Origin of the sequence: Oceanicaulis sp., assembly GCF_965249665.1 — a bacterium.
GTDB lineage: Bacteria > Pseudomonadota > Alphaproteobacteria > Caulobacterales > Maricaulaceae > Oceanicaulis.
The window spans coordinates 1,419,215-1,439,664 of the sequence record NZ_OZ252247.1 but is presented as its reverse complement, the minus strand read 5'-3'; the positions used below and the strand labels follow the sequence as shown (position 1 = coordinate 1,439,664).

At 63.0% G+C, this 20,450-nt stretch carries 15 protein-coding genes; 2 read left to right on the top strand and 13 right to left on the bottom strand.

Annotation, left to right across the window (positions count from 1 at the left end; all coding sequences use genetic code 11):
- Window positions 1-43: 43 nt before the first annotated feature.
- The 7 genes from ACP154_RS06855 to gap all read right to left on the bottom strand — a co-directional run bounded on the left by ACP154_RS06855 (window position 44) and on the right by gap (window position 6,499).
- Window positions 44-1,216 (bottom strand): tetratricopeptide repeat protein, encoded by a 1,173-nt coding sequence (locus tag ACP154_RS06855; RefSeq protein WP_421860556.1) that lies wholly within the window; start codon window positions 1,214-1,216, stop codon window positions 44-46.
- A complete protein-coding gene (gene thiE, locus ACP154_RS06850) occupies window positions 1,186-1,797 on the bottom strand; it encodes a thiamine phosphate synthase (RefSeq protein ID WP_421860558.1) in 612 nt (203 codons plus the stop codon). Before thiE ends, ACP154_RS06855 begins: the two co-directional genes overlap by 31 nt.
- A gap of 54 nt (window positions 1,798-1,851) precedes the next feature.
- Window positions 1,852-2,292, bottom strand: coding sequence for a CHAP domain-containing protein (locus ACP154_RS06845; RefSeq protein ID WP_421860559.1), 441 nt, complete (start codon window positions 2,290-2,292; stop codon window positions 1,852-1,854).
- 57 nt (window positions 2,293-2,349) lie between these two features.
- Window positions 2,350-3,099 (bottom strand): class I SAM-dependent methyltransferase, encoded by a 750-nt coding sequence (locus ACP154_RS06840; RefSeq protein ID WP_421860561.1) that lies wholly within the window; start codon window positions 3,097-3,099, stop codon window positions 2,350-2,352.
- A 69-nt stretch (window positions 3,100-3,168) separates the two neighbouring features.
- Window positions 3,169-4,188 (bottom strand): class I fructose-bisphosphate aldolase, encoded by a 1,020-nt coding sequence (locus ACP154_RS06835; protein ID WP_107712267.1) that lies wholly within the window; start codon window positions 4,186-4,188, stop codon window positions 3,169-3,171.
- 85 nt (window positions 4,189-4,273) lie between these two features.
- Entirely contained in the window at window positions 4,274-5,461 is a 1,188-nt protein-coding gene (locus ACP154_RS06830) for a phosphoglycerate kinase (RefSeq protein ID WP_421860564.1), read from the bottom strand.
- A gap of 27 nt (window positions 5,462-5,488) precedes the next feature.
- Window positions 5,489-6,499 (bottom strand): type I glyceraldehyde-3-phosphate dehydrogenase, encoded by a 1,011-nt coding sequence (gap, locus tag ACP154_RS06825; RefSeq protein ID WP_133724662.1) that lies wholly within the window; start codon window positions 6,497-6,499, stop codon window positions 5,489-5,491.
- A 205-nt stretch (window positions 6,500-6,704) separates the two neighbouring features.
- Here gap and ACP154_RS06820 point away from each other — a divergent pair, with 205 nt between their 5' ends.
- Together ACP154_RS06820 and ACP154_RS06815 are read left to right on the top strand one after the other, a co-directional pair.
- Window positions 6,705-7,895 (top strand): NAD-dependent epimerase/dehydratase family protein, encoded by a 1,191-nt coding sequence (locus ACP154_RS06820; RefSeq protein WP_133724661.1) that lies wholly within the window; start codon window positions 6,705-6,707, stop codon window positions 7,893-7,895.
- Window positions 7,896-8,028: 133 nt separating this feature from the next.
- Window positions 8,029-8,775 carry a phosphoadenylyl-sulfate reductase gene (locus ACP154_RS06815; protein ID WP_421860566.1) on the top strand — a complete coding sequence of 249 codons (747 nt, stop codon included), beginning with the start codon at window positions 8,029-8,031 and terminating at the stop codon, window positions 8,773-8,775.
- A gap of 6 nt (window positions 8,776-8,781) precedes the next feature.
- On the opposite strand, the gene argE is transcribed toward ACP154_RS06815, so the two are convergent.
- From argE to ACP154_RS06785, 6 genes are all read right to left on the bottom strand, one after another.
- Entirely contained in the window at window positions 8,782-9,930 is a 1,149-nt protein-coding gene (argE, locus tag ACP154_RS06810) for an acetylornithine deacetylase (protein ID WP_421860569.1), read from the bottom strand.
- 5 nt (window positions 9,931-9,935) lie between these two features.
- On the bottom strand, window positions 9,936-10,628 hold the full coding sequence (locus ACP154_RS06805; RefSeq protein WP_107712259.1) for an FKBP-type peptidyl-prolyl cis-trans isomerase: 693 nt from the start codon (window positions 10,626-10,628) through the stop codon (window positions 9,936-9,938).
- Between the two features lie 115 nt (window positions 10,629-10,743).
- Complete coding sequence (locus ACP154_RS06800; RefSeq protein WP_421860571.1) at window positions 10,744-12,666, bottom strand: S9 family peptidase; 1,923 nt, start codon at window positions 12,664-12,666, stop codon at window positions 10,744-10,746.
- 95 nt (window positions 12,667-12,761) lie between these two features.
- On the bottom strand, window positions 12,762-15,704 hold the full coding sequence (locus tag ACP154_RS06795; RefSeq protein WP_421860574.1) for a M16 family metallopeptidase: 2,943 nt from the start codon (window positions 15,702-15,704) through the stop codon (window positions 12,762-12,764).
- A gap of 110 nt (window positions 15,705-15,814) precedes the next feature.
- Window positions 15,815-17,644, bottom strand: a complete 1,830-nt coding sequence (locus ACP154_RS06790; RefSeq protein WP_107712256.1) for a dipeptide ABC transporter ATP-binding protein — start codon at window positions 17,642-17,644, stop codon at window positions 15,815-15,817.
- Between the two features lie 123 nt (window positions 17,645-17,767).
- A complete protein-coding gene (locus tag ACP154_RS06785) occupies window positions 17,768-20,371 on the bottom strand; it encodes a valine--tRNA ligase (protein ID WP_421860576.1) in 2,604 nt (867 codons plus the stop codon).
- Between the last annotated feature and the right edge of the window lie 79 nt (window positions 20,372-20,450).

Genomic DNA, 20,450 nt, shown 5'->3' with positions numbered 1-20,450 from the left:
CTGCACGTCTGAGCCTGGCTTCAGCTGCGCCCTGCTGACACGGTTAAAACGGGCTTGATTGCACCGCCGCTTCGACCCGAACACGCTCTTGCACCGCTTCGGGCAGCGCCGTCTCCAGCGAGGCTTCCAGCCGGTCCCGGTCAAAATCCTCCGGCGTGCGGCCGCCTCGCGGCGCGGCGGCGCGCAGCACCCAGTAATACGCGCGCTCAAGGTTTTGCGGCGCGCCATTGCCGCTCGCCAGGGCATAGGCGAGCAGGAATTGGCTGTCGGGATCATTGGCGTCCGCACCCTGACGGGCCCAGTCCACGGCGCCGGCCGGGTTGGGCGCTTGATCCGCCACGCCCTGAAACAGCAAGAGCGCATGCTGGCCCATGGCGGCGGGCAGACCGTATTCGGCGGCCATGCGGATCATCCGTGCGCCGCCTGGCTCATCCATGTCGCCGCCCTCGCCCTGCATCATCATCAGCCCCGCAATGAGGGCCGCGCTGGGGTCGCCTGCTTCGCCGGCGCGCACATACCAGGTCCGCGCCGCGCTGAGGTCATGCGGGCCGTGGTCCCAATCCGCGAGCGCATAGGCATAGTCGCCATACGCTTCCGGACGTCCACTCTGAGCCGCGAGCTGCAGCCAGTTCAGCGCGTCTTCCGCAGCGCCGGGATCGCCACGCTCCATCAGATAGAGGCCGTATTCATGGGCGCCGCGCGCATCGCCAGCTTCAGCGGCCTGGGCGAGATACTCGCGCGACTGCCAGACCTGAAGTCCGCCGCGTTCTTCTTCCGCCAGTCTCGACAGAATGATCAGCGCGTCCGGTTCGCCCAAGTCCGCCGCCCGGCGGAACCAGCGCACGGCGTCTTCATCGCTCGCGTCAGCGGCCAGGCCATGCAGCAGGATATGACCCGCCAGGGTGGCGCCGCGGGCTTCGCCGCCCGCCGCCGCCCGCTGGGCGTGGATCAGGGCGCCTTGATAATCTCCGACCAGATAGGCCGCAGACGCGCTCGCCATGGCGGAATTGGTCAGCGAGCGGCCCTCGACGGCGTCGCCACTGGCGTCACGGGAGAAGTCTTCCGCCAGCCCTTCAGGCAGGGGCGGCAAAGCCGCATCAGCCGCGGGCGGCCCCTGGACCTCCTGCGCGGTCGGGACGGTCGGCGCGTCCTGCTGAGCCCAGGCCGAGCCGCCCAGGCACAGGATCAATCCAAGAGTTGAGACAAGCCCGCGCATGCGGCCTCCGGTCCATCGGGATGCGACCAGACCCCGCCGCATACTGCAATATAATCAGCCCCGGCTGCGATCACCTCGGAGGCGGTCTCCAAGGTTATTCCCCCGATCGCGACACAGGGCAGTTCGAACAATTCGGTCCACCAGACCAGTATGTCCAGATCAGCGCGCGTCTTGGGCGATTTCGTGGCGGTGTCGAAAAAAGCGCCAAATGCGACGTAATCCGCGCCCTGCTCCCCGGCCGTCATCGCCAGATGGCGGCTGTCATGACAGGTGACGCCCACAATGGCTTTAGGGCCCAGGGCGGCGCGCGCGTCGCGGATCGAGCCATCCTCCTGGCCGATATGGACGCCATCGCAGCCCAGCTTCGCCGCCAGCGCCGGATTGTCGTTCAGGATGACGGAGACGCCGCGCTGATGTGCAATCTCGATCAGTTTCGGCGCTAGCGTCTCGATTTCAGCGTCTGAATGCTCTTTCAGGCGCAGCTGCAAGGCGGAGACGCCTCCCGCATCCAGCGTGCGCGCCAGAACGTCCGTAAAGTCAGCGTCAATTTTGGGCGGGGTCAGAAGATAAAGCTCGGCCATGCCCTTCTCCTAACCCGGCGCCGCCTGAAAAGGAACAATCTGTATCGGTCGCGCTCAGGGCGGCCTCTGATAGCGGACGCCCGCAATCGTGCAGCCCAGATCCCAGACCCGGCCCCGCCCCTTGGCGCGCACCACGCCATGGCGCTGGCTGCGCGCCTCGATCGTGCCGCCCTGCCCGTCGCTGATCGCCACATGGCCGGCGCCATAATGATGCGGACGGCGCACCAGGATCGCGCCGGGCGTGTCAAAGGCGGTTTCGACGGTCAGAGCGTGGGCGGGTTTTTCAGCATGGGTGATCCAGGCGCCCGAAAAGGGATGCCCCGCCGCTGTGAGCCCCGCCTTGATCCCATAGGCCTGATAGACGCACCAGCTGACAAAGTCGGCGCAATCCCAGGGCCCGGCATAGTCTTTGTTGTCCATCTCCGCCACGGCGCCCAATCGATAGGCTTCGCCGATATGCGCGCTCGCGATACGGACAAGATCGTTTCCGGTCATCTGACACCCCTTTGATAAAACGGGTCTCAGTATCGCGGCGCCGGATCGGGGGGCGGATTAGCGCTTCGGCGGCGTGTGGACGAAACCGGCGCGCACCGTGATCGGCCACCGCACCCGGATCTCGGCTTCGCCCCAGGCCTCGCGCGCTTGATCGAGATAACCGTCCACCAGAGCATCCTCGCCCGCCGCCCGCGCGCCGCGCAGGGCCGACCAGCTTTCGAGATAGGCCGCCATCTCGTCGAACCGCCAGTCATGAACGACCGCGCCGCCCTCCACCGCAATCTCGTCGAAGGGAAAATCAAACCGCGCATAGGCGGTCTCAACGTCTTCACGCTCAGGCCGCCACCACGGATCAAGCGCATGATAAAGCTGGCCGATCGGCTTCATCGCTTCGGTGTCAGCCTCGGCGTTGTTGTAGGTGATCAGCGCCAGCACCGCCCCCGGTGCTGCGATCCTGCGCACCTCGGCGTAAAACCGTGGACGGTCAAACCAATGCGCCGCCTGCGCCGCTGTGATCAGGTTCGCGCTGCCGCTGGCGACCGGCAGGGCCTCAGCCGGGGCTTTGGCGTAGCTGACCTTGGGGTGAGGGCGCGCATGGGCGAGCTGACTGTCGCTGGGATCAAAGGCCCGCACCTCTTTAAAATACTCCGCCAACATAACGGATAACTGTCCCGTCCCGCAGCCCACATCCACCGCCAGCTTGTGGGTACTGACCAGCCCTTCCAGCGTAAAGGCGAGCTTGGGCGGATAGATCGGACGACCGGCGGCGTAGCGGGCGCCGCCTTGTTCAAACGGATTGGCTGTCATGGTGTGAGCCTGAAACGAAAACGCCCCGGCCGCAAGGACCGGGGCGCAAAACGCAGCGTCTGACGAGGCTTAGCCTTCGCTTTCCAGACCTTCATTCCACTCGCCCAGTGCGGCGAGGCCATTCATACGGGCGCGGTGGTTGAAGGCTTTCTGCCCAGCGTCCACGTCAGAGCCGTTCCAGGCTTTCAGCGGGGCGGCCTGCAGCGCGCGACCATAAGAGAAGGTCAGCGGCCAGGGCATGTCAAAGCCTTCATTGAGCAGGTTGAGGTGCGCGGTGGCGTCCAGATCGGACTGGCCGCCCGACAGGAAGGCGATGCCCGGCACCGCCGCCGGAACCGTGTTCAGAAGGCATTGCGCCGTCATCTCGGCGACTTCCTCACGGCTGGCCTGGTCGGCGCATTTCTTGCCCGCGATGACCATGTTCGGCTTCAGAACCGTGCCTTCCAGGATCACGCCCTGATCAAACAGCTCGGCATACAGACGCTTGAGGGTGAACTCGGTCACTTCATAGCAGCGCTCGATGGAGTGATCGCCATCCATCAGAACCTCTGGCTCGACGATGGGGACAATATTGGCTTCCTGGCACAGGGCCGCGTAACGGGCGAGCGCGTGGACATTCACATCCACGGCGTACTGGGAGGGAATGTCCTCGCCATTCACATCGATGACCGCGCGCCATTTGGCGAACCGCGCGCCCAGATCATGATACTCGGCCAGACGCTCGCGCAGACCGTCAAGGCCTTCGGTGATGGTCTCGCCTTCAGCGCCCGCGAGCGCCTTGGCGCCCGCATCGACCTTGATGCCAGGGATTGCGCCGGCGTCTTCGATCAGTTTGACCAGCGGCGTGCCGTCGGCGGCTTTCTGGCGCAGGGTTTCGTCAAACAGGATCACACCCGAGACGTGATCGGTCATGGCGGGGGTCGTACGGAACAGCATTTCGCGCCAGTTGCGGCGATTGTCCTCGGTGTTTTCAAGGCCGATGCCGTCAAACCGCTTGCCGATGGTGCGCGTAGATTCGTCGGCGGCCAGCAGGCCCTTGCCCGGCGCCGTCATGCGGATCGCGATTTCGTTGAGCTGATCGATGTCCATGACCGTCGTCCCCCGTAAGATGATATGTGGCGAGCATCGCCGTATTGAGTGTGTGTTTCGCCCCGAGCGGGCGAAGGGTCAAGCCTTAGTCCCGCAGCGCTTCCACGCCTGGCAGAGCCTTGCCTTCCAGCCATTCCAGAAACGCGCCGCCGGCCGTGGAGACAAAGGTGAAGTCATCTGAGACGCCGGCCTGATTGAGCGCAGCGACCGTGTCGCCCCCGCCCGCCACAGCCGTCAGGCCATGGTCCTTGCAGCGCGTCGCGGCATAGCGCGCCGCCTCCACGGTGGCGGTGTCAAAGGGGGGCGTCTCGAATGCGCCCAAAGGCCCGTTCCACACCAGGGTGCGCGAGGCGGCGATGGCGTCGGCAAGTTGGTCCACCGTCTCCGGGCCGCAATCAAGGATCATCTCGGTCGCGGCCACATCCTCGACGCTCGCCACACGGCGCTCGGCATGGGGTTTGAACTCCTTGGCCACCACCACATCACTGGGCAGCATCAGCATGCATTGCGCCTGCCCGGCGGCTTCGTCGATGGCCTTGGCGGTGTCGATCAGATCGGCCTCGTAAAGGCTCGCGCCCACATCATGCCCGCGCGCGGCCAGGAAAGTGTTCGCCATGGCGCCGCCCACAAACAGCCGATCGACCTTTTTGACGAGGTTTTTGAGCAGCGCAATCTTGGTGGAGACCTTCGCCCCGCCCACCACCGCCAGCACCGGACGGTTGGGATTGTCGAGCGCCGCGGACACATGGTCGATCTCGCGCTGAAGCGCCAGACCGGCGTAGGCCGGCAAGAGCTTGGCCACGCCTTCGGTGGAGGCGTGCGCCCGGTGGGCCGCGGAGAACGCGTCGTTCACATAGATGTCCGCCAGTTCCGCCAGCTGGGCGGCGAACGCCGGATCGTTGCGCTCTTCGCCCTCATGAAAACGGGTGTTCTCCAGCAAGAGCACGTCGCCCGCCTTCATAAAGGAGATCGCGCCCTTGGGATCGTCACCGACGCAATCTGAGACGAACTTCACCGGATGGCCTAGCAGGTCCGCCAGCGGCGTCGCAATCGGCGCCAAGTTCATCTTGGGATCGCGCTGACCCTTGGGGCGGCCGAAATGCCCCATCAGGATCACTTTCGCGCCCGCCTCGCGCAGGAAGGCGATGGTCGGCAGCGCCGCGCGCAAGCGGGTGTCGTCACTGACGCTCCCGCCTTGCATGGGCACGTTGAAGTCCACGCGGACCAGAACACGTTTGCCGGCGATATCGGCGTCTTCGATGCGGCGGATCATAGGAGCGTCCCTTCAGGGTGCGTCAGCTTAGAGAAAGCGGCCCATGGCCTTGGCGGTGTCGAGCATGCGGCACGCAAAGCCCCACTCATTGTCATACCAGGTCATGACGCGCACCAGGCGCTCGTCGATCACATTGATCTTGTCGAGCGCAACGACCGACGAGCGGCTGTCATGGTTATAGTCAATCGACACCAGCGGCGCCGTGTCATAGCCCAGAACGCCTTTCATCGGGCCGTCCGCAGCCGCCTTGATCGCCGCCGACAACTCTTCAACCGATGTGGCTTTGCCCGGCGTAAACACCAGATCGATCAGCGACACGTTCGGGGTCGGCACACGAACGGCGGAACCGTCGAGCTTGCCCGCCAGTTCAGGCAGCACGAGGCCGACCGCTTTCGCGGCGCCGGTGGAGGTCGGGATCATCGACATCGCGGCGGCGCGCGCACGATGCAGATCCTTGTGGTTACGGTCGAGGGTGGGCTGATCGCCCGTATAGGCGTGGATGGTGGTCATGTGACCGCGCTCGATCCCGACCGCGTCGTTGAGCACTTTCGCCACCGGCGCCAGGCCGTTGGTGGTGCACGAGGCGTTGGAGACGACGATATCCTCGGCGGTCAGCTGATCATGGTTCACACCGTAAACGATGGTCTTGTCGGCATTCTTGGCCGGGGCTGAGCACAGCACGCGTTTGGCACCCGCCTCGATATGGGCCATGGCCTTGGCCTTGTCATTGAACTGGCCGGTGCATTCCATCACCAGATCAATGCCCATATCCGCCCAGGGCAGTTTGGACGGATCGCGCTCATTGACCTTGGTGATCTTGCCGAACCCCAGATCCATCCAGTCTTCGCCCGTGGTCAGATCGCCGCGATAGCGGCCATGCACGCTGTCAAACGCGAACAGATGGGCGATGGCTTCAGCGGTGCCCGAATTGTTGATGGCCACAACCTCGATCTCGCCAGCCTGCTGGTGCTCCACCAGAGCCCGCAGAGCCAGACGGCCGATCCGGCCAAATCCGTTGATCGCCACACGCAGCGCCATGATCCGCTCCTTTTAGTCGGTTTGAGCCGGGCGCAGCCAAGCGCCTGCGGCCTTGAGATATCGCGCGCGGTTTAGACGGTTCCCGACTGTCCGTCCATACGCGAGGCGCCGGGACCGCGTCCCGCCCTTGCATCAGAGCCCATGAACTGCAAGAAACCTCGTCAAAATTCTGACAGGGTCAGGACAGTCTTTTTTGGGGATTGAGATGAAAGTACTCGTGCTCGGCGGTGATGGTTTCTGCGGCTGGCCGTCTGCGCTGCATCTGTCTGCGCGTGGCCATGACGTTGTAATCGTGGACAATCTGTCTCGCCGGAAAATCGATATCGAGCTGGAAGTCGACTCTCTGACCCCGATCCGCCCCATGGGCGAGCGTCTGGCGGCCTGGAAAGAGGTGTCCGGCAAGGAGATTCGCTTCAAGGATCTCACCATCGGCAAGGACTATCAGGAACTGGTCGACCTGATCCTGGAAGAGAAGCCTGACAGCATCATTCACTTCGCCGAACAGCGTGCTGCGCCCTACTCGATGAAGTCCGCGCGCCACAAGCGCTACACCGTCGACAATAACCTCAACGCCACCAATGACGTGCTGGCCGCCATCGTGGATACCGGCCTGGACATCCATCTGGTCCACCTCGGCACCATGGGCGTGTACGGCTACGGCACGGCGGGCATGAAAATTCCCGAAGGCTATCTGAAGGTCAAAGTGGAGACCCGCGAAGGCCTGAAGGATCAAGAGATCCTGTATCCGGCCAATCCAGGCTCGATCTACCACATGACCAAGACCCAGGATCAGTTGTTCTTCCACTTCTACAACAAGAACGACAAGGTGAAGATCACCGACCTGCACCAGGGCATCGTCTGGGGCACCCAGACCGAAGAGACCAAAAAAGACGAGCGCCTGATCAACCGGTTCGATTATGACGGCGATTACGGCACCGTGCTGAACCGCTTCTTGATGCAGGCCGCCATCGATTTCCCGATGACCGTGCATGGCACCGGCGGCCAGACCCGCGCCTTCATCCACATCCAGGACACGGTGCGCTGCATCCAGCTGGCGGTCGAGAACCCGCCCGAACATGGCGAGCGCACCCGCATCATGAACCAGATGACCGAGACCCACCGGGTTCGCGAACTGGCCGAGATGATCGCCAAAATCTCCAAGACCGAGATCGCCTATCTGCCCAATCCGCGCAATGAAGCCGATGAAAACGAGCTTCACGTGGAGAACGACACTTTCCTGTCCATGGGATTGAAGCCGATCACCCTGGCTGAAGGCCTGATGGAGGAAGTCACCGACATCGCGAAGAAATATTCCGACCGCTGTGACCGCTCCAAAGTCAAATCGGTGTCTTACTGGAACAAGGATCGTGAAGCCGCCCAGTCTGAAAACGGCTGAGCGCTCTGATCCGAGCCAGACGACCCAAGGCCGGAGCATCGTCTCCGGCCTTTTTTCTCAGCCCCGCGCACCCCGCCCCTTGAAGCGGACGCTCTGACCGCTCACCCTTTCCAGAGGCGAGCACAGGTGACCCATGTCGGCGTTGAAATCTGAATACAGGCTGGCGCTGGAAGCGGGCGCGCAAGCGCTCGACGCGGCGCTGGATGGTCTTGACGCCGCGGGCGCGGTGCGCCGTGTGCTGGCGGGCATTTATCCCGGTGAATCCTGCGTCGTGTCGTCCTTTGGCGCGGAGAGTGCAGTGATCTTGCACCTCGTCGCCCAGGCCAAGCCCGATACGCCCGTCCTGTTCATGGACACCGGCCAACTCTTTGACGAGACGCTCGCCTATCGCAACGCCCTGTCCGAGCGTCTGGGTCTGACCGATGTGCGGACACTGTCGCCCAATGAAGACCACATCAAGGCTGATGACCCCGACGGCACGCTGCACAAGACCAATCCGGATCTGTGTTGTCATATCCGCAAGACCTTGCCGCTGATCAGCGCACTGCGGCCTTACAAGGTCTGGATTTCAGGGCGCAAACGCCATCATGGCGGGGACCGCGCCGCCCTGCCGCGGGTCGAGATTCAGGATGGCAAGCTCAAGCTCAACCCGCTCTTTGACTGGTCCCGCGACGAGATCAACGCCTATTTCAAAGCGCATGACCTGCCGCCGCATCCCATGGTGGCGGACGGCTATCCCTCAATCGGCTGCCTGCCCTGCACCACGCAGGTTTCAGACCCCGCCGACGATCCGCGCGCGGGCCGCTGGGCGGGTCAGGACAAGACCGAGTGCGGCATTCATATCGCTGAAGACGGCACAATCACCCGCACGGGCGGCTAGCCCTGCCTAAGCGCACAAGCGCTGTTCGAGCTTTTTCAAAAACGCCATGCAGGCGTCCAGCTCGCTGATCGCGACGAACTCATCAGCCTGGTGGGCTTGCTCAATTGAGCCCGGCCCGCAGATCACGGTGGAAAAGCCCGCGTCCTGAAACTGCCCGCCCTCGGTGCCGTAAGCGACCACGCGTGGGCTGTTATCGCCGGTCAGTGCGCGGGCGAGGGTTTCCGCCTCTCCCATCTCTTCAGGGCGCAGCGGCGGAACATCCGACAACACCTTGATCGTGATCTTCGCGTCCGGCGCTGTCTTGCGCATCTCCGCTTCCAGCGCGCGCGCCTGCTCAGCCAGACGCCGGCCTAGGCCCGGCCCGTCATCCCAGGGCGCCGGGCGCATCAGGGATTCAAACCAGGCGTGACGCGCCAGAATATTGATCGCAGTGCCGCCGCCCATCTGGCCAATCGTCATCGTGCCATAGGGCGGGTTGAACGGGCTGTCGGACGGGGCTTTGGATTTAAGGGCGTCAGCTTCCTCAACGATCCAGTTCATCAGGCGCACGGCGTTGGTCGCTGCGCAGGCGCCGTCCTCGACAAGGCTCGAATGCGCCTCCTTGCCAAATACGTCCACCCGCACCGAATACAGGCCCTTATGGCCGGTCACCACCGCCATCTCGGTGGGCTCGCCCACAATCACGCAAGACGGACGCGGCCTATGCCCCGCCATCTGAGCGATCATGTCCGGCGCCCCCAGGCAACCGACTTCCTCGTCATAGGAGAACGCAAAGTGGACCGGGCGTTTCAGCCCAGCCTTGGCGAAACTGGGCGCCTGGGCCAGGGCGCAAGCGATAAAGCCCTTCATGTCACACGATCCGCGCCCATAAAGCTTGCCGCCGCGTTCGGTCAGCGTGAACGGATCAGAACTCCAGTCCTGACCGTCCACCGGCACCACATCGGTATGCCCCGACAACACGACGCCGCCATCCACATCCGGCCCCAGGACCGCATGCAGATTGGCCTTCTCGCCATCGGGGCTGGCGATGCGATGGCACACCGCGCCCAACTCGCTGAGATACGCCTCCACCCGGTCAATCAGGGCCAGGTTGGAGTTGCGAGACGTGGTGTCAAACGACACCAGCTCGGCCAGCCAGTCGGTCGCGGTGCGCATCCGCTTTACTGCTCGTCGATCGGACGGTTCGGCAGGCTGATCAGCTCCATGCGGAAGATCAGTGTCGCGTTCGGGCCGATCGGACCGCCGGGCGTGCCGGTGGGGCCGTAGGCGAGATTAGAGGGGATAAAGAGGGTCCATTCCTCGCCCACATGCATCAGCGGCAGCGCTTCCACCCAGCCTGCGATCAGGCGATTGGAGGGGAAGGTGGCGGACTGGCCGCGCGCATAGGAGCTGTCAAACACCGTGCCGTCGATCAGCGTGCCTTCATAGTGAACTTCCACCATCTCGCCGCGCGGATCCGGCGACACGCCGTCCCGGGCGCGGTTTATGCGGAACTGAAGGCCCGACGGCAGGGTGAAGACGCACGGATTGACGGCGTTCTGCTCGAGGAAGGCGGCGCCCAGTTCGGCGTTGTAATCGGCCAGCGCCTGATCCTCAGCGCGGTCAGGGGCGGTGAATTCCGGATCCTCACCTTCGACGCGGCACTGGCGCGCCTCGGCGACGATGGTCTCTTCCTCAGACATTTCAGCGGAGCCCGCCATGGCTTCCAGAATGTCATTGACCTGAGCTTCGCTCTCGCTCAGCGCCTCTTCGCCGCTCGCATCAGCGGCGGGCTCTTCGGCGGACGGCGCGCCACAGGCGGCAAGGCCCAGGCTGACGAGCGCGGCGGTGGTCAAAAGCGCAATACGGTTCATGGTGAACTCCCCTAAGTCCTCACGCGCCGAGGGGCGCAGAGTGTCAGGCCTGGCCTGAACGCGAACGGCGCGAGCTTATCAGGCCCGCGCCGCGCGTCGAGGGGGGTGTATGGCTTCAGTCGAGCTCTAACACATCAGTGAAGAACAGGGTTTCCGCCGCCCGCTGGAAATCCCGGTTGGATTTCTTGCGGAAGCCATGGCCTTCGTCCATCGCCAGCAAGTACCACGGGTCTCCGCCGGCCTCGCGCACCGCGCTCAGGATCTGCTCGGCCTCGGACGCCGGAACGCGCGGATCATTGGCGCCCTGGATGATGAAGAGCGGCGCCGTGATGCGATCCGCCTGATTGGCGGGGCTGATCTCCTGCAAGAAGGCGTACATTTCAGGATCGCGTTCATCACCGTATTCAGCCCGGCGCAGATCGCGGCGGTAGCCATTGGTGTTCTCCAGGAAGGTCACAAAGTTGGAAATCCCGACAATGTTGACCCCGCCCGCCAAGCGATCAGAATAGTGCACCAGGCTGGCGAGCACCATGTAACCGCCATAGGATCCGCCATAAACCAGCACCCGGTCGCTATCGAGTTCGGGCTGTTCTGCGACCCAGTCCAGCAGCGCCCCGATATCGCGCACGGAATCCTCACGCTTCATGCCGTTGTCCAGAGCGACATATTCATTGCCGTAACCGGCCGAGCCCCGCACATTCGGAGCAATCACGGACACGCCCAGCTCATTGACCCAGTACTGGATCGTGGAGCTGAAACCGGGCCGCTCCTGGCTTTCCGGACCGCCATGAATGTCGATGATCACCGGACGCGGACCCTCACCGGGCGCCGCATAATAAAAGGCCGGGACCTCGAGACCGTCAAAGCTGGTGAACTCGATCAACTCAGGCGTGACGAAGGAGTCCGTGTCCAGGCCGCCCACTTCAGACTGGGTCCAGCGGGTCAGTTCGCCGGTCTCAAGCGTGTAGGTCCAGGCGTCGCCGGGCGATTGCGCGCTGACATGGGAGAAGCCCAGACGGGCGTCATCCGCGTCAAACTGCAGCCCGCCGATCAAGCCCAGCGGCAGATCCGGGGTCGGCAACGTTTCACCGCTGACCGGGTTGATGATGTGCAGCTCGGAATTGCCGCCATTATTGAGCACATAGGCCAGCGTTTCCCCGTCAGTGGAGAGGTCCATGCCGCTGACATCCCAGCCATGGTCGGGCGTGACCTGTCGCATGGCGTTATCGGCCAGATTGATCTCCACAACCCGGCGGAATTCGCCGCCCTCGTCCGTGACAACATACAGGCTGTCGCCATCAGGCGTGAAAACCGCGCCGCCATAGGCCACATCGGCGTCCGGATTGACCTCGGTCAAGTCGCCCGAAGCCACGTCCAGCACATAGAGGTCTGCATGGGTGATCGAATAATAGCGCAGGATCAGCAGCTGCTCGCCATCGGCGGACCAGTCCACCGGGATCATCAGGCCTTCGCCCTCAAGCGCGACGCGCAAGGACGCCGGGTCGGACGGGTCTGCAATCAGGATGTCGGAATCCGGATCGCCATCCACTTGCCGATACCAGGCGATCTGGGCGCCGTCGTCAGACCAGTTGAGCCCGCCATTGCGCGTCTCGGCTTCGGTGAAGCGAGTGTATTGCGCGGTTTCAGGGTCAAACAGATAGCCCTGGAAGAACTCGTCGCCGCCAATATCCTTGGTGAAGACGAACTGGCTACCGCCCGGGCGCACATTGGCGCCGCCGGTTCGCTCGGAGAAGAACGTGACCTGCCGGCGCATGCCCATGGGCTCCGCCACATGGTGGATCTGGCTGGTCTCGCCGAACCGGGTGGTGATGTAAACGCCGCCATCAGGCGCGAAATCTGAAAACCCGGCAGAGCGCGTATTGGCGTATTGCTGGAGACGCTCTTGCACCGATGCAGGAATATCGGGGATGTTCTCCATGACCAGATTGCCCTGGGTCACACGCCCGTCTTGCTGAGCCGCGCTCAGACCGGCCGTACACAACGCCATGAGACAGGCGCTCGCGATCAGATGTTTCATCATACTCTCCCCATCAAACTCGTGCAGGATGATCAGTCTGCGCTGATATCATCCCCGAGTGAACTATGTCCGGAACCACAGACCCGGACACTGCATCAGTCTTCGGTGTCTTCAGACATCCCCTGCGGAAGAATGGTGACCCGATAAGCCTCTGAAGGCTTGAGCGAGTCCGCGGCCAGCGCCACCAGCTCATCCACCGTCACGGCGCGATAATCATCTTGCACCGAACGGATATGGTCGAGAATTTCGGGACGCATCTGCGACCGCGCCAGGGCGTTCACCCAGAACGGATTGCGCTCGAGATTCTCTTCCAGGCTTTCAAGGATCGGCTGACGTGCGCGCTGCAGCTCATCCTCGGTGATGTCGCCGCCGGCCATGGCCAGAGAGATCTCGTCGGCGATGGCGTACATGCGATCAATCTCGGACACATTCACGTCCAGACCGACCCAGAAGAAGCCATAGCCTTCCGAAACGCGCGATTGCTGGCTGGAGACGATGGCGGAATAGGTCGCCCCTTCCTGCTCCCGGAACCGGTCGATCGCCTTGAGGTTATAGACAGCGCGCATGAGGTCATAGGCCCGGCGCTGGCGCGGATCGATACCGTCCGTGGTCGGGTAATACACGTTCGCCATGCCTTGATAGTCCTGACCGTTGAAGGTCACGATCTCGGGCTGGTCCGTCGCTTCCGGGAAGCGGATTTGCGCATTCTCCTCATAAGCGGGCCAGCTGGCGTCACGATCATCAAGGGCGCCGAAGGTTCGAGCCACCACGTCGATGGCGCGCTCGGTGGTTACGTCGCCGGTGATGGTGATCTCGATCGGCGCGCTGTTCAACGCCGGCTCCAGCATGGTGCGGGCATGCTCCATGGTGAAGGCGCTGACTTCCTCAGCCGTCGGGAACCCCCAGCGCGGATCGCCGCTGCGCAGCATGCGCCCCACCCGATTTACCGCCACCTGAACCGCTTGCGCATTCTGGCCCCGGCGGATTTCCTCAGCAATGGCGCGGAACTGGCTGAGCCCGTCCTCACGCCAGCCCGGAGCGGTCATGAACGCTGCGAGCACCTGCATCTGAAGCTCAAAATCGGTGGGCGTCGTCGCGTTGGCGAAGGAGAAGGTGTCAGCCCCCACATTCAGACCATAGCCCACCGAGCGGCCAGCCAGCAGGCGTTGCAGCTCGTCGCGATCATGGGCTTCCAGCCCGCCGCCGCCAAACACGGCGCCCAGAATGGTGCCCGCCGCCGGGCTGGGCTGCGGGGTGAGATCCCCCGCACCGAAATCCACACGGACGCGGATCACATTGTCTTCAAAATCCGTGGTTTTGACGTTCAGACGCACGCCGTTGTCAAACACGATCTGGTCAACGCCCAGATCCTCGACCCGATCTGTGCGGATCACCTCGCCCGCGGGGCCGAACTCGGTGTAGGCGAACTCCACAGAGCCGGCGTCTTCAACCGGTTCCACAGGTTCGGCGGACGCAGCGAGCCAGGCTTCGCGCACGGCTGCTTCACCGTCCGCCAGATCCTGATTGACGGCCACCATCACCATGGGCGGCGACGCTTTCCAGATGGTGTTAAAGGCGTCTTCCACAGCCTCCAGCGTGATGCGGTCTTCCTGCGCTTCAAAGCGCGCCAGCGCATCCTGGGGGGAGGAAAACACCTGGCCTTCAATCCAGCTTGACCACAGGCCGTCCGCCAGATCGCCGCTTTCGCGCGTATCCGCCTGATCCACGGCGTTACGCAGGCTGGTGCGCACATTGGCCAGCTGCTCGTCGAGCTCGGCCTGCGTGAAGCCATACTCCTGCGCGCGACGCAGCTCCTGTTCCAGAACCGCCACGCCTTCGCGCCAGCGCGTCGGGCTTGAGACGGCGAACAGGCCCGCCTTGTTCACAAGACCAAATTCATTGCCATACGAGAGGCTGGCCTGCACCAGGGGCGAGGCGCCGCGATTGATCTCGCTCTGCAGCCGGCGTTGAACGATGGCCCCGCCCAAACGGCGCAACAAATCCTCAAAGCGGGCGGCCTTGGTGTCAAAGGCGGCGGAGCCGGGCTCCATCACATCCACCGTAATCAGGGTGAACACGTCCGGATCGTAGAAAAAGCCAAAGGCGGGGTCTTGCGGATCGTCGACCGTGCCGATGTCAGGGTCCGGCGCCGCCGGATTCGGTTGCTCCCAGTTGGCGAAACTCTCAACGGACTCCACGTCCAGCCCAGCCAGCTCAATGGCGAAACCGTTACGGATTTTGTCTTCCACCAGGTCCGCATCCACGTCCCCGACGACGACCAGCATGCCGCGTTCAGGCGTGTAAAAGTCGCGGTAATAGGCTTCCAGCCGTTCCGCCGGCGCGGTCTCGATCACCTCCACCGTGCCGATGGCGTCACGCTCGGTGATGATCGTGTCGGGATACAAGAAGGTGTAATAGGCGTTGAAAAAGCGGCGGATCGGCGTGTTGCGGAAGCGCTCTTCGCCCAGAATGACGCCGCGCTCGCGATCAATCGCATCGCTGTCGAACACCATTTCCGACGCGGTCTCCCGCAACAGGAACAGGCCCACATTCAGCATGTCTTCGGAATTGCTGGGCAGGTCCAGCTGATAGCCCACCACTTCGCGGCCCGTGAAGGCGTTGGTGTCAGGTCCGAACGCCAGGCCATAACGCTCAAGAAGGGGCACCATCTCGCCTTCGGGCACATGAGTGGTGCCGTTGAAGGCCATGTGTTCGATGAAGTGCGCCAGACCGCGCTGGTCTTCCTCTTCAGCCAGCGAGCCTACATCAAACACCAGACGCAGTGCCGCCGTGCCGGTCGGGGTGTCGTTTTCCAGAATGGCGTAGCGCAATCCGTTCTCAAGCACGCCATAGCGCACATCAGACTGCGCAGCGATGTCGCTGGCTTCATGCGGAAAGCTCGCTGCTTCAAAAGCGGCGGCAAGTTTCGCGTGATCTTCTGCGCGCTCCGGCGCCCCGCGATCCGAGCAAGCCCACAACGCCATAGCGGCGATTGGGGTCAGACACCAGGCGAGACCGCGTGAGTGGAGCTTTACCATGATCAGGAACCTCAGATTCGGGCATATGCCAATTAGGGCGAAAATAAGGACAGCGCGATCACTGGCAAATGAATTCCCGTTAAACGCTGGGATTCATCTCATACAGCGACTTATTTGATCGGATCGTGCTCGGCCACCCAATGGCCCGGCGTCACTTCGATCAGCTGCGGGCGGTATTGTTCAGCATCCGGATCATCAATCAGCTTGGACTTCATGAATCGCAGCTGGGCGCGGCTGTCGAGCGGGCTGGGGAGATCCCCCGTCAACTCCAGACGTTCGCGGTTCTTCTCGATTTCCGGATCGGGGATCGGCACCGCGCTGATCAGGGCCTGGGTGTAAGGGTGACGGGCGTCGGTATAAATCGACTCACGGTCCGCCAGTTCAACAATGCGGCCCAGATACAGCACCATCACCCGGTGAGACACCTCGCGCACGACCGAGAGGTCATGGGAAATGAACAGCATGGACAGCCCGAAATCCTTCTGAAGCCCGATCAGCAGCTCGATGATCTGCGCCTGAATGGACACGTCGAGCGCAGACACCGCCTCGTCGCAGATCACCAGCTTGGGCTTGAGGATCATGGCGCGGGCGATCCCGACGCGTTGGTTCTGGCCGCCGGACAATTCATGCGGATAGCGATTGATCATGTTGGGATCGAGGCCGACCCGCTCCATCATCGCTTTCACCTCGACCTCACGCTCCTTGGACGACATGCCCTTGCGGAACGTCAGCATGGGTTCGGCAATGGAGGCGCCAATGCTCATGCGCGGGTTCAGCGACGCCAGCGGGTCCTGGAAGACGATCTGCAGGTCTTCGCGCGCATCGCGCAGCTCTTTGGGTTTGAGCGACAAGAGGTCCTTGCCGATCCAGCTCACCGAGCCTGCGCTGGACGGCACCAGGCGTAGAACAGCGCGCGCCAGGGTGGACTTGCCGCACCCGGACTCACCCACAATGCCCAGGGTTTCGCCCTCTTTCAGCTCAAAGCTGACCCCGTCGACGGCTTTCAAGGGCTTGGTCTTCGGGAACAGACCGCCCCCGACAACGACCGGGAAATGCACTTTGACGTCATCAGCCACCAACAGCGCCTTGTCATCGCCAATGGCTTCATGCGGCGGCAAGGCTTCATGGCCGGGTTTGTCGGGCTGGTCGATGCGCGGCATCGCGTCCAGCAGCATCTGGGTGTAGGCGTGCGAGGGAGCGTTGAAGATGTCATAGACATCGCCGCCTTCCACATACTCGCCGTGCTTCATGACCTGAACCCTGTCTGCCATGCGCGCCACGACGCCCATGTCATGGGTGATCAGCGCGATCGCAGCGCCGGTCTCCGCCTTCAGCTCATCCATAATGTCCAGAACCTGGGCCTGAACGGTGACGTCGAGCGCGGTCGTCGGCTCATCCGCGATCAAAAGATCCGGCTCACACAGCATCGCCATGGCGATCATCACGCGCTGGCGCATGCCGCCCGACAGCTCGTGGGGAAATTGCTTGAGACGTCGCGCGGCTTCGGGAATACGCACCCGCTCAAGCCAGTCGAGGCAGCGCTTGGTGGCGGCGTCGCCACGCAGATCCGTGTGGATCTTCAGCACCTCCTCAAGCTGGGCGCCCACCCGCATGTGCGGGGTCAGCGAGGTCAGCGGGTCCTGGAAAATCATCGTCATGGATTTGCCGCGCACCGCATTGAGCTTGGAGGGCGGCAGGTTCAGGATGTCCTGACCCGCGTATTTGATCGAGCCTTCCGCTTTGCCGTTGGAGGCCAGAAGCCCCATGGCCGCCAGGAAGGTCTGGCTCTTGCCTGACCCGGATTCGCCCACAACGGCGAGACATTCGCCTCGCGAGATTTCCAGATTAATTCCGCGTACGGCGTGCACGACGCCATCGGGCGTATCAAAACGCACATTAAGGTCGGATACCTGAAAGATCGGCGCAGCTTTGGCAGTCAAGACACGGGCTCCAGAGGCAGAGACTTCTATCGAAAGTCCTGCACAATAGCTGCTGCGCGTCTCAACGCCAGCGCGCTCGGCGCCGCTCAAACCAGCGGCGCCGCGCCCTGATCCGGCGAAGGGTCAGTCCTGCGCCTTTTTCTCCTCGATGATCAGGTCCATGGAGACGGTGAAGCGCTCATCCGGCGACGGGACCGAGGCGACGCCCGCCGGCGCAGTTTCCGCCCGAACGATTTCACCTGCGCTGGTGACGGCCATCAGGTCTTGAGCCGTCTCGCCGATCAGCGCGGCGACCGAGCCGGCGCCCTGCCCTGAAATCGTCAGCGTGTTCGCCGCGGTCTTCATCGACACCTGCGCTTCAGACTTCACCTTGCGGGCGGCCGCGAGGATCTGGACGAACGCTTCGCCTTCCGCGGCGAACACACCTGACGGCGCCTGATCATCCGCTTTGGGCCACATGCCGCGCGCGTGAACCGTGGAGGGCGCGCCCTCGCGGTCCCCGATCAGAACCTCATAGAGCGCGTCAGTGACATAAGGGATGAACGGCGCGAACAGGCGGATCAGGGCGTCGGTCGCATGCCAGAGCGTATGCACCGCCGAGATTTCCTCGGCATTGGGCTCGCCTTCAAACCGGGTGCGTCGTTTGACGATTTCCAGATAATTGTCGCAATAGGTGCGCCAGAAAAAGTCCTCGATGTCACGCTGCGCGGCCGCGTACTCGTAGTTCTCGAACGCCTGAGTGGCCTTGGCGATGGTCTGGGACAACTCGCCCAAAAGCCATTGATCGAGCGGATGGCTGATCTGTCCGCTCTCAATATCCGCTTTCGGCGTCGTCGGCTTCAAGGCGCCCGCGGCGTCAGCGGCCTCAAGGCTCATTGCGGCGAGCTTGGAAGCGTTCCACAGCTTGGTGACCAGACGCTTGCCCTGTTTGAGGGTGTTAGGAGACATCGCCGTGTCTTGGCCGAGGCGCGAGGTGCCGGTCCAGTAGCGCACCGGGTCCGAGCCATATTCGTCGAGCAATTTGATCGGATCGATCACATTGCCCTTGGATTTCGACATTTTCGAGCCGTCGCTCGCCAGGCACCACCCCGAGATGGCGATGTTGGACCACGGGACCTTGTTCTCGTGATGGAGCGCCTTGACGATGGTGTAGAACGCCCAGGTGCGGATAATCTCGTGCGCTTGCGGACGCAGCGCCATCGGGAACTGACGCCGGTGCGCCTCGATATCGAGCGCATAGTCTTCATTGATCGAACGGGTGTTGAGCTGCGGACTGACCGACGAGGTCGCCCAGGTGTCCATCACATCGCGCTCGCCCTCGACCTCGTGGGCCTCATAGCCCTCTGGCAGGTCGGTCGTGGGATCCACCGGCAGCTGGTCTTTGGACGGGATCAGGATCTTGCCTTCCTCGCCCGGACGCTTGGAATACCAGACGGGAAGCGGCACGCCGAAATGGCGCTGGCGCGAGATCGACCAATCCCATTTCAGCCCGTCCACCCACGACTCAAAGCGCTGGCGCATATACTCGGGACGCCAGGTGATCTCGCGGCCCTTCTCAAGGATCTGTGCCTTGAAATCGAGCGTGCGGATAAACCATTGCGGGGTGACGATAATCTCAAGCGGCGCGCCGGAGCGTTCGGCGATCGGGATCACCTGGTGGGTGGCTTCCTGCTTGATCACCAGATCTTTTTCGATCAGCCGCTCAAGGATGGCCTCCTTGGCTTTGGCGGCCTTCAGCCCCGCCAGCGCCGCCATGGTCTCTTTCGCGCTTTCAAGATCCAGGCACGGCCAGTCTTCGGTGCCGAGCGGCAGCGCATCAATCATCTTGCCGGCCTGATCGATGACCAGCCTCAGCGGCAGCTTGTGGGTGCGGTACCACTGGATGTCGGTGACATCGCCGAACGTACAGCACATCACGATGCCGGTGCCCTTTTCAGGGTCCACCGTGTCTTCGGCGAAGATCTCGACCGGCACGTTATAGAGCGGGCTGATGGCGCGCTTGCCGATCAGCTCCGCTGCACGCGGGTGATCCGGATGGATCATCAGGCCGCCGCACGCGCCGATCAGTTCAGGGCGCGTGGTGGCGATGATCGCCGGCTCGAGCCCGCCGCCTTCGATCTCGAACGGGATATAGTTGAGCTTGCCTTCGCGCTCGGTCTCTTCCACCTCGGCCTGCGCAATCGCGGTGCGGTCCGCCGGGTCCCACAGGGTCGGCTCCAGACGGCGCTCTAGAAGGCCTTTATGGAACAGATCCAGGAAGGACATCTGGCTGACGGTGCGGCTCTCGTCAGAAATGGTCTGGTATTCGCGGCTCCAGTCCACAGAGAGCGCCAGACGCGAGAACAGGTCGCGGAATTGCTGCTCGTAAGGCGGGATCACCTCCTTGCACAGCGCCACGAAATCCTCACGCGACATGGTCCCGCCGCGCACTTTCTTCACCTTTTCCACCAGACGCTCGGTGGGCAGGCCGTTATCATCCCAGCCGATCGGATAAAGCACATTGCGGCCGCTCATCCGCATATAGCGCGCCATGATGTCGGTCTGGGTATAGGAATAGACATGGCCCACATGCAGCGCGCCCGACACGGTCGGCGGCGGCGTGTCGATCACATAATCACTGTCCGCCGGCGCGCTCGGATCCCAGACAAAGGCGTCGTCCTCGGCCCAGCGGGCGCGCAGGGCGGCTTCAGAGGCTTTGGCGTCATACTTGTTGGGAAACGGTTTCATGTGCGGACCGATATGTCTGATGAGAAAGCGGAAGGGAGGCTGGTCTTAGACGATTTTTTGCTGACGCAAAAGACGAGCA

Bases quoted from the DNA above. Each gene is read 5' to 3' on its own strand.
- ACP154_RS06805 (WP_107712259.1), bottom strand. From the start codon at position 10,628: ATGAACCGTATTGCGCTTTTGACCACCGCCGCGCTCGTCAGCCTGGGC.
- ACP154_RS06795 (WP_421860574.1), bottom strand. From the start codon at position 15,704: ATGGTAAAGCTCCACTCACGCGGTCTCGCCTGGTGTCTGACCCCAATC.
- ACP154_RS06835 (WP_107712267.1), bottom strand. From the start codon at position 4,188: ATGGACATCGATCAGCTCAACGAAATCGCGATCCGCATGACGGCGCCG.
- thiE (WP_421860558.1), bottom strand. From the start codon at position 1,797: ATGGCCGAGCTTTATCTTCTGACCCCGCCCAAAATTGACGCTGACTTT.
- argE (WP_421860569.1), bottom strand. From the start codon at position 9,930: ATGCGCACCGCGACCGACTGGCTGGCCGAGCTGGTGTCGTTTGACACC.
- ACP154_RS06815 (WP_421860566.1), top strand. From the start codon at position 8,029: ATGTCGGCGTTGAAATCTGAATACAGGCTGGCGCTGGAAGCGGGCGCG.
- ACP154_RS06785 (WP_421860576.1), bottom strand. From the start codon at position 20,371: ATGAAACCGTTTCCCAACAAGTATGACGCCAAAGCCTCTGAAGCCGCC.
- ACP154_RS06820 (WP_133724661.1), top strand. From the start codon at position 6,705: ATGAAAGTACTCGTGCTCGGCGGTGATGGTTTCTGCGGCTGGCCGTCT.
- ACP154_RS06845 (WP_421860559.1), bottom strand. From the start codon at position 2,292: ATGACCGGAAACGATCTTGTCCGTATCGCGAGCGCGCATATCGGCGAA.
- ACP154_RS06830 (WP_421860564.1), bottom strand. From the start codon at position 5,461: ATGATCCGCCGCATCGAAGACGCCGATATCGCCGGCAAACGTGTTCTG.
- ACP154_RS06800 (WP_421860571.1), bottom strand. From the start codon at position 12,666: ATGAAACATCTGATCGCGAGCGCCTGTCTCATGGCGTTGTGTACGGCC.
- ACP154_RS06855 (WP_421860556.1), bottom strand. From the start codon at position 1,216: ATGCGCGGGCTTGTCTCAACTCTTGGATTGATCCTGTGCCTGGGCGGC.
- ACP154_RS06840 (WP_421860561.1), bottom strand. From the start codon at position 3,099: ATGACAGCCAATCCGTTTGAACAAGGCGGCGCCCGCTACGCCGCCGGT.
- gap (WP_133724662.1), bottom strand. From the start codon at position 6,499: ATGGCGCTGCGTGTGGCGATCAACGGATTTGGCCGGATCGGCCGTCTG.